We start from the raw sequence: 18,175 nt of genomic DNA on the forward strand, positions 1-18,175 counted from the left end.
TTATAATGCGGGAACATTAACGACATAATACCTTGCCTATTTTTTCACATTTTAAACAGGTTACTTTTTTGCTTGAAAATCAGCGTGAATCCGATATAATAGGAACGTTGCACAAAAATGTGTACACGTGGTTCGCAATCATCCCACGTAAAAAAACTAGCAGGAGGAAAAAATATGTTGAAAACAAAATCTTTAGTCACCAATGCGGTGATCGCGGCTCTTTATATAGCGATCTCGCTCGTACTCGAACCACTCAGTTTCATGAGTGTTCAGTTTCGTGTACCAGAAATGTTTAACCATTTGGTCATCTTTAGTCCAAGATACTTTTTTGGGATTGTTATGGGGGTTTTTATCACCAACCTCTTTAGCCCACTTGGCGTGTATGACCTGTTCTTTGGCGTGGGTCATTCCATCATATCACTCGGCTTACTCATTCTCATTCGCCGTTCAGTGAAAAACGTGAAAGCTTTGCTTGTCATTAATACGGTGATTTTTACTGCGACGATGGCGATTATCGCGCTTGAGTTATATCTCGCACTAGAATTACCTTTCTGGGCTACTTATTTAACGACAGCCCTTGGCGAATTTGGTGTAATGGCGATTGGTGCACCAGTGATGTACGCCTTAAATAAATCACTAAACTTCAACAAAATTATCGAACAACTCTAATGATTGCCTTGTTTCTATAATAGAAATGAAGATTGGCTTGATGATGATCATAAAACCATCCGTTCTTAAGTCAAAGCGGGTGGTTTTTACTATTTAGAAACAAAAAAAGCCTCCCCTGGCACAATACCATCACCGATCACCTCTTGTTAATCGGATGACGACTTACTCAGTACTCTAGGGAGACTTCTTTAATTATTATACAATTTTTTACCGATAGGGCTAATTAATTGCTGTTAAAAAACAAGGCATTAATCCACTTTTGAAAAATCCCCTCGTCTTCTGGTTCTAAATCTTCTAACCCTTCGTGATACACCTGGTAATGATTTTTCCCATCATGCTTAGCCGCATACATCGCTTGGTCTGCCCGGCGAATGAGGGCTTCTTTCGTTTCACCATGTTCAGGATATAGACTGATGCCAATGCTGGCGGACACTTTTAGTTCATGTGATCGAATAAATACCGGTGATTGTAAGCTGTCAAGAATGCGTTCGGCAATGGTTTCGATTTCTTGTTGTTCTGTCTCTTCAAACACAACGATAAACTCATCTCCACCGAAACGCGCAATCAAGTCTTCTTCCCTGACACAGTCATCCAGTCGCTTAGTAATCTCGACGAGATACAAATCACCTACCTCATGGCCAAGTTCGTCATTAATCGCTTTAAAATCATCTAAATCTAAAAACATCATAGAGAATGGATGACCGTGACGTTTAGAGCGTGCGAGGGCTTTTTTAATATGACGATCCAACATTTTACGATTCGGTAAATCCGTTAAATCATCAAAATACGCCATTTTTCTTAACTGATGTTCTAACGTTTTTTGTGCCGTCACATCAACAAACTTCCCGTAAATTTTAATAATCCTACCTTTGTCATCGGCGATCGGCTTGGCGATTTTTTGAATCCACTTCTCTCCCTCGGTCGGATGAGTGATCCGGAAAGTGTGATCAACACTGACGCCTTGAAATAATAACCGGTGATGGTCGACAACATCAGCTAAGTCATCTGGATGAACAAGCTGATGCCATAAGCGCCCATCTTGGTTAAACTGTGCTTGCGTATAACCAAATAACCCTTCGACACCAAGCGAGTAGTAAAACGCGAGTTGTTTAACATCTTCAATATAAAGCGTTGCCCCGTCAAACGCATCAAAGAAAGCTTCATACTCCGCTTTATCGCGTTCTGCTTCTGATAAAGTTTCCCTTAAGAGAGCAACATCGTTCGTTTTTGCACTAAGGGCTTGACTCATGTCATCGATCTGCTTCGTCTTTTCACGGTGATAATAACCGCTTAAACCCAAAACAATGAGTGATAGTATCACGGTGACAATTGATGATATAAATGTTGATATCGCGATGAAACAAACTAACCCGATGATACTTTTGTAAGCGTATTGATTTAACCATGGTTTCATGATGTCTATCTCCTTCATCGTATATAAAATGAACAGGTTAAATAAGAAAAGTTTCCTTTCTTTTCTCTCTTTCTTTTGTCAATATTAAAATTTTATCAGCAAATAATGAAAATGCAAACAAAATCGTTAAAAAAGTCCCCATTATTTTAAAGATTATTCTTTTTAGCCGTTTGGATCACAATAAGCCCTTTCATCCCATTTACAATTGTGTTTAAACTCGCTACAATAGGGAACGTTAAAAGTATAAACATCCATACGATAACGGCAAAATATTTGAAAAAGTATGACGCAAAGCTACGGATCTAAGGAGTCTCCCACTCTATGACCGCCGAGCTACCTATGGAATGGTAGGATGATTTATCTTTTGAATCACATTATCGGAAGAAGGGATTCAAATGCCAACGATTTTAATCGTTGATGACTCTCGTTTTATGCGACAATGGCTAAGGCGAATCATTCAACAACAGAAAGCGTACACCATCATTGAAGCTAGTAACGGAAACGCAGCCGTTCAACTATACAAAGACAATCATCCCGATCTTGTCTTAATGGATATGATCATGCCACAGATGACAGGACTCGTTGCTTTACAAGCCATCATTGATTATGACCCTAAGGCAAAAGTAATGATGTGTTCCTCTATGGGGACAAAACAGCACGTACGAGAGGCCCTTCATATCGGTGCTAAAGACTTTGTCGTTAAGCCCTTTTTTGATGCCCTCCCCGAACGGGTTCATAAACTTCTTTATCACTCAAGTCATTAATTTTTTCCACTAATCGCTAAGATTAGTGGTTTTTTACACATAACAATTAGTCATATCCACCTATCTGTAGTATACTTATACGTAACTATTCTAACGAGATGCGAGGTGATACCCATGCCGAGTCAACGTTTTCACTCCCTTACTAAACATGAACTGTTAGCGCTTTATGATTTAAAAGATTTTGCGATTATTATTTTTGACGAGACACTCACTTTAACATCTATTTCACATACAAGTCCACCAATTAAACAGTGGTTCTTAAAACATAACCTGTCGAGCCCTATCCATATTCAGGAGGTGCTTGACTTAAATGATACGGCTTACGATATGTTAACGACTTCTCTACATACAGATGGTAAGTACACCTTAACAGCTCCAGCCATACATGAACATGACACATGGGTGACGGTTCAATTGGAAACGGTCCAATTAAAAAATACCGTCGCTATTATCGGTACTTTCCATCTCTATCAAGACGTGATGACACTTCATTCACTCGCTAAAAATGTGCTCTATCACGAAACACCTAACGGTGTATTCACTTTGAATAATGAGGGTCACTTGATTTATGCGAATGCGATTTCGAAAGAACTTTTTCATCATACCGACGCATCAAGTGAAGGGTTACATTTTCTTGATATCATTAGTACCAAAGACCATAAAAAAGCACAGTTAGCTTTTAATAAAGTGATAAGTGGTAATACAACGGAACTTGAATTAACTGGTCTTACGAAAGACCACCAACAAAAACAGCTGCACATAAAAGCCATGCCACTGTCAAAACACGGTGAGATCTATGGTATCGTTGGACTGTTACGTGATACGACCGAAACGTATCGTATGAAAGAGCGATTAAAACAGTCAGAAGTCGAGTACCAATCGTTGTTTAAAGAAAACGTGGATGCGGTGATGACCTTTGACTTAGACGGACATTTTACTGCCTTAAATGAAGCTACCACTAAACTCACCGGTTATCACCGAAGCGATTTACTTGGTCGAACATTTAACTTTCTTATTGAACCAGACTTACTTGCCCGAACACTCACGAACTTCCATGCGACCGCAAACGGTCACTCGATTGAATATGAAACAGTCATTCAAACAAAACAAGGCACAAAACGGACGTTGAATATCACCTTGATTCCGATGGTGATTGATGATCATGTGCACGGCATTAACTGTATCGCTAAAGACGTGAGCGAAAAGAAACGTCTGAATGAAGAGTTACGTTATTTCGCCTATCATGATCATTTAACGGGGTTAAAAAATCAAATCGCTCTCTCCAAAGATATTGATCAACTCATTAATGATCCTATCATCACATCCTTTGGGCTTTTGTTCATTGATTTGGATCGCTTTAAACTGATTAATGACACCCTCGGTCATGCGAAGGGTGATGAGTTATTAAAGAAAATCGCGAAGCGGATTCTCACGACTCAAGTAGACATGCGCCAATTTTACCGCTATGGTGGTGATGAATTTATTATTGTCTATCAAAACGCACACATAAAAGATGTCGAGCGCTATGCGAACGAGTTGATTCACTTAATGAGTCAGCCGTATGTGATTGATGGCATTGATATCGTCAACACACCCACCATCGGTGTGAGCTTTTATCCAGACGATGCATTAACTTCTGAACAACTCGTGAAAAAAGCTGATCAAGCGATGTATCATGCCAAAAATATTGAACGGGGCACGGTTCAGTTCTATCAAACGAATCTTCCCGTTCAAATGGAAGGGATATTAGAAATAGAATCATCTTTGCGTAAAGCGATTGAACACGATGAGTTTGTCTTACATTATCAACCACAAATCGAAACAAAAACAGGTGTCATCCACGGGGCGGAAGCTCTTATTCGCTGGGAATCACCAACACGTGGATTAATTCCACCGAACGTCTTTATTCCACTGGCGGAAGAAACAGGACTGATTATCCCAATTGGGGAATGGGTGATTGAAGAAGTTGCCCGAACGATCCGTTCATTAAAAAAAGCTGACATTATCCTTCCCATCAGTATAAACTTATCTATTCGTCAGTTTTACCAGCGTAACCTTGTCGAACGGATAGAAACAATTTTAAAACGTTACGACGTGGACCCTTCACTGATTACGATTGAAATTACTGAATCGATGGCGATGGATGCCGCAACGGCCCTTGTGATTTTACAAGAGTTAAAAGCGCTTGGTGTAAAGATTGCCATTGATGATTTTGGGACTGGTTATAGTTCATTAAATTACTTGAAGCAATTTCCGATTGATTATTTAAAAATTGATCAGTCGTTTATCTTTGATATTTTAGATGACCGTGACGACCGGGATATTACTGATTCGATTATTTTACTTGGTCATCGTCTCAATATGTCACTTGTCGCTGAAGGCGTCGAGACCAAAGCCCATGTTGAATTATTACGCGGGATGCACTGTGATATACTGCAAGGCTATTACTTTAGTAAGCCAGTACCTAAAGATGCCCTGATCGACTTTATCACAACCTATGAACACACTTAACCATCCCCCTCTTTTTTTATCATTTTAAACGATTTTAAAAGCACTGCCTGAGTCATCAGACAGTGCTTTTTGTTTGGGTTATTTTAAGCTTTTTTTGTCATTGTTTTTTAACGTGCTACTCGATCTTAATAGAAGAGTTCATCAAGTGCTTGTTGGTGATATTGATTGATTTTTTCTGTTAAGTCAGCAGAAATATCATATGGATTCACATCACCATTAATTGCTGCAGCTTCAATATCTCCATATTCACCACCGAAGTAAACTTCATCTAAGAACGTTTGGAATCCTGGCATCGCCGCGCCACCTAATGGAACCGGTGATTTCGCACGTGCTAAGAAATCATCATAATATTGTTCTTCAGGAAGTAATTGACGTAAGCGATCCCATGTTGCGGCATCATCAACGATTGGTAAGCCGTCTGGATGAGTAAATACTTTCGTACCGTCTTCTCGCGTTAACGTTTCAAATGCTTCTAACTTCGCATCCCAACCTTCTAGACCCCAACCGAAGAATTTAAGTAATTCATAAGCTTCACGTGGGTGTTCTGTCGCGGCTGAAATCGAACCAAAGTCAACAAAGGCTGGTTTGTTTTCTGTTGAAGCTTCGTCACCTTTTGGCACAACGTAAGGGACCCATTTGATCCCTTTATCGACAAACTCATCTGTCTTAAAGAGGTCCACTGTCCACCATGCATCCATTTGCATCGCTACGCGACCTGATGAGGCAGCCCATAGTAAACGGTCACCAAAAGCAGCTTCTGCTTCATCTGTATCAAAGAATGGCGAGTGGTTACCATTACGCACAAGTTCAGCATGGAGCGCTAAAGAATCATCCCACCAACCAGTGAGGTCATACTTTTCTCCGTCCCAACCAAATTCACCAATATTGTCACCGTTCACAATCGGTCCCATTGTGACAAGTTTAGTGAAAGTATTGTATCCAAAGATGCCTTCTTCAGGCACGGTCATTGTTTTAATTAAGTCAATCATTTCATTCCATGTCCAATCCGGTGATGGCATCTCAACGTTTTGTGCTTTGAAGAGATTTTCATCTAAGAAGATTGTGTACGGTAAGTAACCGGCAGGTGCGGCCATTTTACGTTCACCATCAAAATATCCTTGATCTTTCAATGTATCTAAGATCATATCACTTTCTGGATCACTTTCAAATAACTCAGTAAAGTCACCTAACCACATGTTTCTAATGGGCACATCGACGTTACCTAAGTACCAGAACACATCTGGTAAGTCACCTGTTGATGCGAGGTTTGTTAAATGGTCATTCCAACCTTCTTGTTCAAGTTGATGCAATTCTACTGTGATGTTTGGATATTTTTCCATAAACTTCTCAGCTAAGAATTGTTGCAGTTCAAAGTTTTGCCATGACGCATACGTTAACGTAATGTCCTCTTCTGTCATTGGCGGTAAGCCAGCTGGTTCATCTGTTCCTTCATCGTTACCTTCATCACTGCCACCATCTGTTTCAGCATTCGAATCGTTACCACCATCATCGGCAGCACCATCATCTCCACACCCTGAAACTACTAACACTAAAGCCATCAATACCGACAAGATCAAAAGCCATGATTTTCTCGTCATTTTTACTTCCCCCATTCTTTAATGGAATTTAATTTATATCACAGGGCGAAATTATTCGCCCGTAATACCAGTGTTGTCGACACTTTCAACGAAGTATCGCTGTAAAAAGAAATACGTAATAAGGAGTGGTAAAATGCTGACCATCGTACCGGCCATCTTAATCCCCTCATTAATCTTGTTTGGTCCTGCTTCTGTGGCAGGATAGAGTGTTTCATAGTTTTGACTAAACGACTGTAACTGTAATAAAATCGTCGTTATATCTGTGCTCGAACTCGTTAAATACAGCGAGGTTAAATACGTTTCATTCCAATACCAGACAAATGAGAATAAGAACGAGACGATAAAGGCTGGTACAGCCATTGGAATCGCAATTTTAAAGAAGTTAGTAAATTGACTCGCCCCGTCAACTTCAGCCGCTTCATAGAGCGACTTCGGTGTTTGTTTAAAGAACTGATAAAAAATCAGAATGAAAATGGTACTGTTTAACCCTTGCCCAAGTCCGGCGGGAATAATAAAGGCTAAGATTGAACCCGTTAAACCTAAATCACTAAATAACCGGTAAGTCGGCATCATGGTAATTTGCGGCGGGACGATAAAGCTAAAAATCATCAGTCCAAACCAAAACTTTTTAAGCGGAAAGTCAAAACGACTAAATCCGTATCCAACAAGGGACGCAATCATCACTTGTAAGATGGTTGGAAACAGCGCAATCTGTAAACTTCCAAGTAAAGCCGGTCTAACGTTTAAGACTTCATACGCTTGTTTATAGTTAGTCATGTAGACGCTGGAAGGAATCCAGTTAATCGCCGTATCAAGTAAATCATTTAATGACTTCATACTCGTCACAAACATATAGAGAATCGGATATAAGTACACAAAGCCAATCCCAAGCAGTAACGTATAAATCACAAATTTTAGTAAGAAACCTTTACGATCATTAAACCCGAGGAAGAAGTGTTCCATTCTCAGTTTAATTAAGCGCAGTTTTTGTTTGGTGTTTAGTGTGTCATTCTTAAGAATAGTGACAACACTGGTTGCGTTTTTTGCTGACAAGTGAATCTCCTCCTCACGCTCGTGTTGATTTCTTTTCTCTAAAGACTAAGAATATAATCAGTAACATTAACGCAATAATCACCGCATACATCCAAGCCATCGCAGAAGCAAAGCCATACCCTCTTGTTGCATTAAACATATTGGCATAAATCAAATCAATGATCGGATTCTGCCCACTGTTCGCCAGTGAAATAAGTGTATACACAAGATTAATTAATATAATCGGCTTGATTGTTGGTAAGGTAATCTTCCAGAAACATTCCCAACTCGAGCCCCCATCGATCTTCGCTGCTTCATAAAGATTCGGATCGATTTTTTGTAGCGAGGCTAAGAATAACAGAATCTGTACTCCTGAATACCAAAGAATCGTAATGATTTGATTAAACAAGTTACCAACGACTTCCGCAAAGAAGTTTGGTAAGAAACTTGTTAGAATGCTCATAATCACGTCTTGGTCTAACATCGGTATCGCAGTAGCTCCCTGATCAACCAGTTGGTTGATCACCGGGCCACTAGCGACAATAACCGGTAAGAAAAAGATGGTTCTAAATAGTCCTTTAAATTTCACGTCTTGATTCAGTAACATCGCAATGACTAACGCAAAGACGACGATGACAGGAATCCGAATCAATGTATCCACACCAAAGCTAAATAATTCCGTAATGAAAAACATATCTTGTAGCCACACATCACGGTAGTTATTAAAGCCGACATAAATGAACTTTAATCCGAGTGGGGTAATTCGCATATTGTTGAGACTATAGTAGAAACTTTGAATCATTGGGTACAAGACTAAGACTAAAAACCCGACGAGCCAAGGTAAAATAAAGAGATACCCATAAATTGTTTCACGTTTTAATTTCATTGTCCTGTCACCACCTTGTAACTCATTGCTTCAATCGTTTCTGATCCACTGTTTAAGGTTTGATCCGCATAGTTCACATAAACAATGGTGCCGTTATCATACGTCACTGTTGTTAATTTACCTTCACGTGTGTAATCATCAATCATCGCGCCACTTGTCGCGTCATGTACCGCACTTAATTCATCATAATAGTGTTCAATCGTTTCTTTATAACGATCATACTGCGAACTATAAATCCATGATGAATTTGTATTAATCAATGCTTGCGGTGACTCTGCCGTTAATAAGAAAGATGGATTCAAGCCTTGTTCAACTAACTGTAAGAAGAATTCATCTTGATTCGCTTGGAAGTTAACATACTCTGAGTAGAGCGGCATCGTTCCACTTAACACGAGTGACAAGAACGGGATATCTTCGTCTGTGAACACATAGTTTGACGATTGGACCGGTGTATTCATAAACGCATCCGTGCTACCCCACAGGTAACTAAACGGTTGATCTAATACTAAGTCAAGTGATGCACTATAATCTTCTACAACCGGTTGATACGTATTTTTCGTCGTCATTCGGTCGAATTCTTTGCTGCCTTCACTGTAGCTAAATAATGTATGGGTAATGCCTGACAACATCACACCGCTTAATTCTTGATCAAGATAATCCTCTTTTAAATCGGTTAGTAAGTCAGCACTTGTTTCTGGATGTAAGTAATGGAAGATATCGTACACATTGCCGTAGACTTCTTCTTCATACCGACGTTTATTGAATTTACGCATGACTTTAAGCTGCGTATTTGACAACTCTTCTGTATTAATGCGTAACCCGTCGTGTTTCAAGTACAACGCAATCCCTTTATCCTCGAGTGATTGCTGAAAGGCGGTAAGTGATAGATCATCATCTAACGCATTGTTTGCTGCTACATGTCGAATCGGTAAGCCGCCATAAGGGCCACCGTCTTGCCAACCAGTAAAGACAGACATCAATTGATCGCGACCGTTCGCCTGAATATCTGAAAGAATCTCTTCTGCCTGTTTAAACGTCGTCATCGGAATGGTTTTCTTAAACAGTAAGCCGTCTTCAAGTTCGGCACCTAAAAAATCGGTACGCAGTTTAAAGTCACTTTCTGTCACGTTAAGTAAATCATTTTCTAGTAAATACTCACGGTATTCTTTCGCCAGTCCGACATAATCAGCCGCATCACCAGAGACAAAATTAAAATGCACTTTAACATTAAAGTCATTACGCGTCCGTTGACGGACGACCATCGTCCCCGACTCTTGTGAAGTCGGTTGGTTGTAGACTTGACGGTAAATGAATTTTGACGTGATCCAGTTGTACGGTAAAATGGCGCCGTTTGGATAACTTTCAAGCTTGGCACTATATTGACCTTCTTCAATAATGCCGATATAACCCATTTCAGTATCGGTGTGTACCATACCATAAACTGGCATCAAGATTTTTTCGGTATCGTTAAATGGGTTCATCCCATTAAAGAGCGATAACACAAACGGATCGTCTATTCCCACATTTTCACCATAAATCATTTTTGAGTACGGTTGAGAGAACTTTCCGTTGTTATCATCCAAGTGAATCAGCGCCCCGGAACCATCCGGAATCATCATGTATCCTTCACGTTCTCCGAGAAGACTAGACCCTAGAAACGGATACACATAGATACTTGAGATTTTATATTGATCGGAAGACTCAGTAATGGATTCTTTCGGAATATCAACGGTAATACCTTTATCTGTTAAGGTAACTGACACGTCAAAACCAATCTCTAAATCAGGGTAATCTACTGAAGCCGTAAAGCCATCGGCCCTTGTTTCAACTGTTTTCTCTGGATTTTCAGAGTACATGTCGGCTTGATAAACGACAATGTTTGTCCCAACTAAATACTCCATGACGATGCCGGACTTCATAAAGTTCGTCCAAGACTCATTCCCACCAATGGGTTCTTCTACGGTTGAGTACATCACCGCACCTGTTTGTTTGTCTCTTAAAATAACCGAGAGATTTTCTTCTTTTAAATACAATTCATAGTAATTATTTTCTGTTAAGAACTGATGTCCTTGAATCGTTGCTTGTTTTTTTTCGTAAACATGTTGAAGTTCTTTTACTTCATCCAGTTCCTCATCATCCACCTCAACAGCAGGTGGTGGCGTATTTTCTCCTGGCGGTGCTGGTTCTTCTGTCGGTGCTTCTGTATCAGGTTCAGCAACAGGTGGTACACCAGGGGACGCGACATCCCCACCCGGCGCATCACTTGAGAGGAAGGTGTACAGTAACCCGCCGAAAATGACGAGAAACAACACGAGCTTAATGATTGTTTTTATTTTCATTTCTTTTAAACGTTTACCTATTTTCAAAGCGATACACCCCCTCATTAAAGACTGACACGACGAACTGGACCATTTGGACAACAAGGATGTAAATGATAAACAGTGAGAGTAAAGTAATGATCATCATAAAAATTGTAATAAAGATGATTTTAATCGTTTCTCTAATCGTATAGTCATTCATTTCTTTAATCATCATAAAGATTAACACCGCCACCCACGCATAAATAAGCGTGTTAGCTAAGCTAAGTAAATACTGTTCATTCAAAGTTAAGACATTACTGATCAGAATCGTCCAAGGTTTGAATAAGAAGTAAGGCATAAAGCTATAAACAAAACCGATAAAGACGTGTTTGAATTTCCCTTCTCCGTCATTGATGGTCGTAATTAAATAATTGGAACCGACAACGAGTGCAAATAAACCAAAGAACAGAGCCGTATCCATCCCTAACGCATATTCACCTTCGACAACATTGCGGAAAATAAACCCAGTAAAGTAACGATCGATAATATACATCACATAAAGAATGATTAACCAAAAACTGGCCGAGAACACACTCCCTTTATTTTCATACTGAATACTATAGAGCGTGTTGAGCGGATGTTTGATCATGTGGCGAATAAATGCCACATCTTGAAAGAATGTTAATCGATACTTTTCTGTCAACTTATCCAAAAATGTTTTCACGGTCTTTGTCTTACGTTCAAAATATCCATAGACTTTGACAAGAACAACGATCAGAACGATGATAAAAATCAAGGTCATAATATGTTCTCTCATCCATAAATTACGCACTTCCCAGAAAGCATTACTGTAACCAGTAATATACTTGGCCTGACGAAAAGCTGTCAGTGCTTCGCCGTATTGTTCTTCTTTATACAAGGCTTCACCTAAACCTTGATAAGCAAAGTCAAACAAACCATTTAGCCGAATCACTTCTTCCCATGGACCCTTACTCGCTTCATAATCCCCGTTTTGATATAAGTACAACGCTTCGTGAACTAAGTCCGCAAATTCTGTCGGCTTAAATAATTGAATTTGGTTACGATCACTATCAAGTGCATAAAGATGGTCATTGTCATCAACCGCAAGAGCGGATAAGCGTCTAAATAAACCGACGCGCTGTCGACCATCATCTTGGCCACCAAAGACAAATAGTAGGTTTCCTTCGGATGTGTATTCGTAAATAAAGCCATCTTCAGCCCCAACAAAGATATTTTCTAGACTACCAATTTCTACTGAGACTGGAAAATCATCTTGGACCCGCGTGTCGAGAATATTGCGACCGGCCACGTTCAACTTACGTAAGGCTTGCACGCGCTCACCTTGTGAGACGTTGTAGACGAGGCCTTTCTCATCGATATTAATATTTGTTGATGTTGACGGGACAACGTCTAACATTTTATCTAACTGTTCTTCGGTGAAAATTAACTTTCTAAAGGCGGTAAGCGGCGAGACCGCTGTCGCATTCGGTGCGTAGTAGCCTAAAAACTGTCCTGTATTAGCATTAATTTGAATGATTCCATTCGCATTTCCGCGAGAAATAATATAGACATTATCGCGCTTATCAACCGCGACTTTTTGCGGAACAAAGTTTGCCGTCTCACCGAATAAAATCCCTTCCGGACGACCAAACTCATTCACGAGTTCACCGTTTTCAGTAAAGACAAACACTTTCATCTTGTTTTCATCTGCGACATACACGAGGTCATCATGAGAAATAAATAACCCCGTTGGCTTTTGTAAAACATCTTCACCGAACGCGCGGACAAACTCACCTGACTTTGTACCGACTAACACTCGGCCATTACCGGTATCGGCGACGTAAATAAAGCCGCTTCGACTAATTTTCATATCTTGTGCTTGCGTAAATAGCTCATCACCAAACCGCACAATTGTTTCACTTACAGTATAGGCTGTTTGCGTTTCAACATAACGACCGTACCCGTCTTCGGTGAATGTTTTATAAGCTGTATTCGCCTGTAAAACATCAGCTGATTGAGTGAAAACAATGAGACTAAGGAGAATGAGCGCTACTATCTTTTTCATCGTCATCATCTCCTTTATTTTAGTCCTGAGTGCGCCATCGTGTTCATAACCTTACTTTGCAAGAACACAAAGAGAATGAGGTTTGGAACAAACATAATCATCGAAGCAACCGCGGCCATCCCTTGACCAACGACGACGTTCGTTTGTGCCGCTAGCGTATTCATGAAGAAAGCCAGTGTCCGCATATTTTCACTTGTCGTATAGAGATTCGATGTCTCCATATCATTCCAGACCAGTTGAAACGCTAAGATAGCCGCTGTAGCGATGGCCGGCTTAATCAGTGGTAAGATGACGCGCCAGTAAATTTTAAAGTCGGTGGCCCCGTCAATAACCGCTGCCTCAATGAGCGAATCAGGTATTTGATCAATAAACTGCTTGATTAAAAATAACCCTACCGGCATCGCCACAAGTGGTAACACATGCGCAAAGTACGTATCTTCTATCCCAATCGTTGTCACAGTTAGAAAGCGTGGAATCATCACCGCAATCGGCACAAACATGAGCGCCGTGTTATTCACTTCTAACAACATCTTCTTCCCGCGGAACTGTTTCTTTGATAACGCATAACCCGCAAGGGTTGATAACGCCAGTGATAAAAACACGACAATCACTGTGACAAACAAACTGTTAAACACATAACGTGACAACGGAATACCAGACTGTTCAGCGAGTTGCGACAAGTTTTGAAAGTTTTCCAAGGTCGGATTACTCACAAAGAATCTTGGCGGGAATGCATATAATTCATCGAGTGGTTTAAAGGCATGATTAAAGATAAATATAATTGGTAAAGCCATGAAGATCGCAAAAGGTACTAAAAATAGATAGAACTTCAGTTGGCTTACATGAAATTTTTGTGGGTTAATCCCACTGCTTTTAAATGCCATACTATCCTTCCTTTCTTATGCCTCACTAAAGAGTTTTTTCGAGATGGTCGCAAAGAGATAAATGATGAGTAAGAGCACCACCGATAAGGCAGCCGCATAACCCATTTCAAAGCGAATGAAACCATAATCTTCAATGTGGTTGACCATTAACTGACCGGCATAAGACGGTGTCGGATTGGCGCCCGTCAACTGGACCCCAATCGCACCAGCATTAAATGTACCAACGATCGCCATCACTGCCCCAAACAACATTTGCGGTTTCATCGATGGAATCGTAATATAAATGAGTTCTTGAAAACGATTTTTAATCCCATCAATCGCCCCTGCTTCATATAAGGTTTGATCAATGTTTAAGACACCGGACATCATCGCTAAGAATCCGACACCCATACTACTCCACAAAGCAACGACAATCATAATGACTAAAATATAACGGGTGTCTTGTAACCAAATAATCGGTTCATTAATGACACCTAACGTCATTAAAATATGATTCGCATAGCCTGATTGGTTCCCACTAAAAATGACCCGCCAAACAACAGCCATCGCAATCCCCGCCGTCATAGATGGCGAGTAAAAAATAAGCGCAAATACTGTCCGTGGTAATTTCGGCAATTGGGCTAACACCCAGGCAAGGAGGAACGATAAAATGTAGCCGCCAGGCCCGACAATCACCGCAAATAAAATCGTATTAGGAAGCACATACTGCATAAAGATTTCATCTTGTGTTAATAAGTTAATGTAATTCATAAACCCTACAAAATTAGGTGTTTCAATCGTGTTAAAGTTCGTAAACGATAGAAAGATCGCCATCACAACTGGCACGACAATAAACAAAGTAAATAGTGTAAGGTAAGGTGCTAAAAATAGATAGGGACTTTTTTTATTTCCTTTCATATCTTAGATCCTCCTCCCTTAGTCTCGAATCGAAAGTTCTGGATTGGGATAAGGTTCAACAATAACCCCATCCACCATAAAGCCGAACTCCTCGAGTTTTCTTTCTGTTTCACGATTTACCCGTTTACTCGCAAGGTCGATCGCGGTTCTTAAATTCTCACCATCAAGAACGATGGCATTGTAAGCATTACTTAGTTCACGTTCGAGTAAATAACTACCTGGTACACGTGGTACTTCGGCAATCCACTCGGCTTGGTCTAAAATCACTTGTTTATGATCATGTTTCCACGGCAATTCTTGATAAGCTGAAAGATTCGCTGTATTCCACATATATTCTGGTCCGTAAGTGGTCTGAAGCGTATTACCAAAGGCGACTTGCGTATCCGCATTTGCCCACCATTTCATAAAGGCCCAGGCGTCATCAATTTTTCCAGTATCTTTAAACATGATGTTACTTTCAGCGCCACCCGTTGACCAGCGCTCGATGTCACCCGATTCATTTTCAATTCCCGGAATAAGGGCAATATCCCAGACGTTCTTAATTTCTGGTGCCGCATTTAAAATTAAGTTATACATATAGTAATCACTGATCCCAATCGGAATTGAACCATCTCTAAACTGTTGATAAAAACTTGGCACATCATACGGGACGTTATAAATGGTAAACATTTCGGTTAATAAGCGTACCCCTTCAATCGCCTGATTACTATTTAGCTCCGTTTTATGAATCGTCTCACCATACAATTGACCTCCGCTTTGATAGATAAGCGGCATCGTTCCCGCAAAGATTTTCATCCCTGGCATACCGGCCGTTGGATAGAAGAAATTCATTCCTAAACGCTGTAGTTCTGGTAAATACGAGCGTACGTCACTAATCGTATTTGGAATCGGTAAGCCCATTTCCGATAAAATATCTTCCCGGTAGAACATGACCCAGAAGTTCATTGTATCTGGAAGCGCATAAACCCCACCTTGAATTGTCGCTGGGACAAGCATACCTGGCGCAAAATCACTGGCCACGTCCTCGTAACCTTCTAACTGCGATAAATCTTCTAGTGCCCCGCGGATCCCTATTTCAAATGGTAACGCGTAGTTCACACCAAGCGCGACATCTGGTGCTTCACCTGCGGCATTAGCCAAGATGAGTTTATTTTGGTCAGGCATCATCGATAGGTCAACTTTCACACCGGTTTCTGATGTGAATGTTTCATCAATCAGTCGCTGCATAATTTCTACATATTGACGCGGACGATTGACCCATACTTGTAAGTTTTCATCATCTGTATTTGATACGTCATAGTCTTGTTCCCCAAAGGTATTCACAAATCGTTTAATACTGCCCCATGTTTTTTCAAACCACGAAGCCGATTGAGGTATCTCAACATCTTCTTGATAGAAGTAGAAACGATCAATGCCCATTCCGTTGTTATTCATCTCTTGCATCAAGTTTCCTAAGTAAGCGGTCACCGAGTTTGTTCCGGTGGCGAGCTCACCTTTTCGTTGAGCGAGTTCTCTTGGGTTAGCGATGAGACTTCTTAATTGTTCTTCTGCTACGCGTAAACCACTAAAGGCACCGACCTCTCCTGATGACGGGTTATACGACTTCATCTCTTCGTATAGGTTATTCATCCGATCAGCCCAGTCAGTCATTAATTCAAACACACCAGGAATGTAGTCATTAACATCAATATCACGGAACCGGTCAACATCTGGTCCGACGAGATTGGTGAGTTCTAATGATAACGCTTGAATTTCACGCGTAAGTTTCTCAATTTCTTCAAGCGCTGATTTAATCGGCGCAATCGAAATTTGAAAACTGACATCATTGACGCCTTCTTCTAAGTACACCGTTAACAACTCATCCGCATCATCGACTAATGAGACATGTTGATAATTATTTTGATAAAAGAACGGATAATCTTTTAGTAACTCATGTGGGAATTCACCGTTAATCTGAATATTCATGAATACGGGAAAGTCCGCTTTTGCATCTTGTTGATAATTTAGTCCTAGATGATAAAACCCTGCTTCTTCAACCTCAACTTTGTAGTGAATCGTATCACCCGGTGTTTTAAATGAATCCGGATCGATATGATTTAGCACCCGTTTATCGCTGCTATAAGGAATTAAATTAACATTATAAGAACTGTTAGCACGTATAGCCGAATTGTTGCGTAAGTCAAGTTCATTGGCCGCTTCTACTTCGATAAAAGCATCACCTGTGACCGTCCCTCGTTCATACGATGGGACTTCTATTTGACTACTGATTTCAACTGATTTAATTAACAGGTTCCCCTCTGAAATGGTTAAAGCTAAATCATTGTTACCTCGTTCAAGTTTTACCATTAATGGTAAACTTGTCCGATAACTTGAATCAATCACGTATTTCATTTGCCAATCCTCGTATTTCATTGGCTGTGGAATAATCTCATTCCCGTATTTATCAAGTGGAATCTCCTCTGGATTTTTCCAGCCGTGTTCAAAAATAAGATTTTGCATTTCATAAAAGGGTGTCTCACCATTAACTGTCATCGAGAGCTGCGTAGGTAACACATTCTCTCCCTTAATTTTGTATTCGAAACCGATAATATAATACGCGGTTTCTGGTACGTCAACGGTCAGGGTACCGGTCTGGTCTTGATCAATAAAAATCACCGGTTCACCTTCGTAAGTGTCTTGTTGCTCACTGTTAAGCGCACTGACGTCATCAATGATAATTGGTGCCCCGCTATAATGCTCGCTTTCCGTTCCTTCTATATAACGGCTATAACGACCTTCTCTTACATCTTCTGTGATTAACGACTCCGCCGACGCGTCCCCCTCAGCTTCTACATGATGGATCGGTTGTAGTAAACCAAGGCCTAACCACACCATCAAGACACTACTGATGATGACACGGCTATCTCTTCTTCTTTTCAAAACCATCACCTCTAACTCATTCATAGTCTTTTACGATAATTCCGATAGGTTATCCGTATCTTTTTTTCTATCGCTTATTCACTTATAAATATATACGTATATGTAAGCGGTGTCAATGATATATTAATAAATTATCTTAATTTTTTTTGATTTTAATTAACCTTTATGTTAATATGTTGGTGAAATAACTTATATAAAGTACACAATCACCCCAT

12 protein-coding genes and 2 riboswitches are annotated in these 18,175 nt (G+C 40.2%); of the genes, 3 read left to right on the plus strand and 9 right to left on the minus strand.

Going from position 1 to position 18,175, the window contains the following annotated elements; all coding sequences use genetic code 11:
• Positions 1 to 121 precede the first annotated feature (121 nt).
• Positions 122 to 166, plus strand: a riboswitch (PreQ1 riboswitch).
• Positions 167 to 174: 8 nt separating this feature from the next.
• Positions 175 to 669: a QueT transporter family protein gene (locus tag BM390_RS06765; RefSeq protein ID WP_307725274.1), complete on the plus strand. Its 495-nt coding sequence runs from the start codon at positions 175 to 177 to the stop codon at positions 667 to 669.
• Between the two features lie 223 nt (positions 670 to 892).
• On the opposite strand, the gene BM390_RS06770 is transcribed toward BM390_RS06765, so the two are convergent.
• Positions 893 to 2,083 (minus strand): sensor domain-containing diguanylate cyclase, encoded by a 1,191-nt coding sequence (locus BM390_RS06770; RefSeq protein ID WP_062321446.1) that lies wholly within the window; start codon positions 2,081 to 2,083, stop codon positions 893 to 895.
• Between the two features lie 253 nt (positions 2,084 to 2,336).
• Positions 2,337 to 2,424, plus strand: a riboswitch (cyclic di-GMP riboswitch).
• A 54-nt stretch (positions 2,425 to 2,478) separates the two neighbouring features.
• Between BM390_RS06770 and BM390_RS06775 the strand changes: the two genes are divergently transcribed.
• Positions 2,479 to 2,847 (plus strand): response regulator, encoded by a 369-nt coding sequence (locus tag BM390_RS06775; protein WP_089853660.1) that lies wholly within the window; start codon positions 2,479 to 2,481, stop codon positions 2,845 to 2,847.
• A 114-nt stretch (positions 2,848 to 2,961) separates the two neighbouring features.
• Positions 2,962 to 5,358 carry a bifunctional diguanylate cyclase/phosphodiesterase gene (locus tag BM390_RS06780; protein WP_089853663.1) on the plus strand — a complete coding sequence of 799 codons (2,397 nt, stop codon included), beginning with the start codon at positions 2,962 to 2,964 and terminating at the stop codon, positions 5,356 to 5,358.
• A 125-nt stretch (positions 5,359 to 5,483) separates the two neighbouring features.
• Here the strand turns inward: BM390_RS06780 and BM390_RS06785 are convergent, their stop codons facing one another.
• From BM390_RS06785 to BM390_RS06820, 8 genes are read right to left on the minus strand one after another with little or no spacing between them, the layout of a single operon-like run.
• Complete coding sequence (locus tag BM390_RS06785) at positions 5,484 to 6,956, minus strand: extracellular solute-binding protein (RefSeq protein ID WP_177220655.1); 1,473 nt, start codon at positions 6,954 to 6,956, stop codon at positions 5,484 to 5,486.
• Positions 6,957 to 7,007: 51 nt separating this feature from the next.
• Positions 7,008 to 8,009 (minus strand): carbohydrate ABC transporter permease, encoded by a 1,002-nt coding sequence (locus tag BM390_RS06790; protein ID WP_246806748.1) that lies wholly within the window; start codon positions 8,007 to 8,009, stop codon positions 7,008 to 7,010.
• 13 nt (positions 8,010 to 8,022) lie between these two features.
• Positions 8,023 to 8,874 (minus strand): carbohydrate ABC transporter permease, encoded by an 852-nt coding sequence (locus BM390_RS06795; RefSeq protein WP_062321435.1) that lies wholly within the window; start codon positions 8,872 to 8,874, stop codon positions 8,023 to 8,025.
• A complete protein-coding gene (locus BM390_RS06800) occupies positions 8,871 to 11,240 on the minus strand; it encodes a DUF5696 domain-containing protein (RefSeq protein ID WP_089853669.1) in 2,370 nt (789 codons plus the stop codon). The genes BM390_RS06795 and BM390_RS06800 overlap by 4 nt, the downstream gene beginning before the upstream one ends.
• Entirely contained in the window at positions 11,227 to 13,260 is a 2,034-nt protein-coding gene (locus tag BM390_RS06805; RefSeq protein WP_089853673.1) for a YIP1 family protein, read from the minus strand. The genes BM390_RS06800 and BM390_RS06805 overlap by 14 nt, the downstream gene beginning before the upstream one ends.
• Before the next feature lie 14 nt (positions 13,261 to 13,274).
• Complete coding sequence (locus BM390_RS06810; RefSeq protein ID WP_089853675.1) at positions 13,275 to 14,144, minus strand: carbohydrate ABC transporter permease; 870 nt, start codon at positions 14,142 to 14,144, stop codon at positions 13,275 to 13,277.
• Between the two features lie 15 nt (positions 14,145 to 14,159).
• Positions 14,160 to 15,041: a carbohydrate ABC transporter permease gene (locus tag BM390_RS06815; protein WP_062321422.1), complete on the minus strand. Its 882-nt coding sequence runs from the start codon at positions 15,039 to 15,041 to the stop codon at positions 14,160 to 14,162.
• Between the two features lie 18 nt (positions 15,042 to 15,059).
• The gene (locus BM390_RS06820; RefSeq protein ID WP_177220656.1) at positions 15,060 to 17,960 is read right to left on the minus strand and encodes an extracellular solute-binding protein; all 2,901 of its coding nucleotides are present in this window, start codon (positions 17,958 to 17,960) and stop codon (positions 15,060 to 15,062) included.
• Positions 17,961 to 18,175 lie beyond the last annotated feature (215 nt).

Source organism: Halolactibacillus miurensis (genome assembly GCF_900116255.1).
GTDB classification, from domain to species: Bacteria; Bacillota; Bacilli; order Bacillales; family Amphibacillaceae; genus Halolactibacillus; species Halolactibacillus miurensis.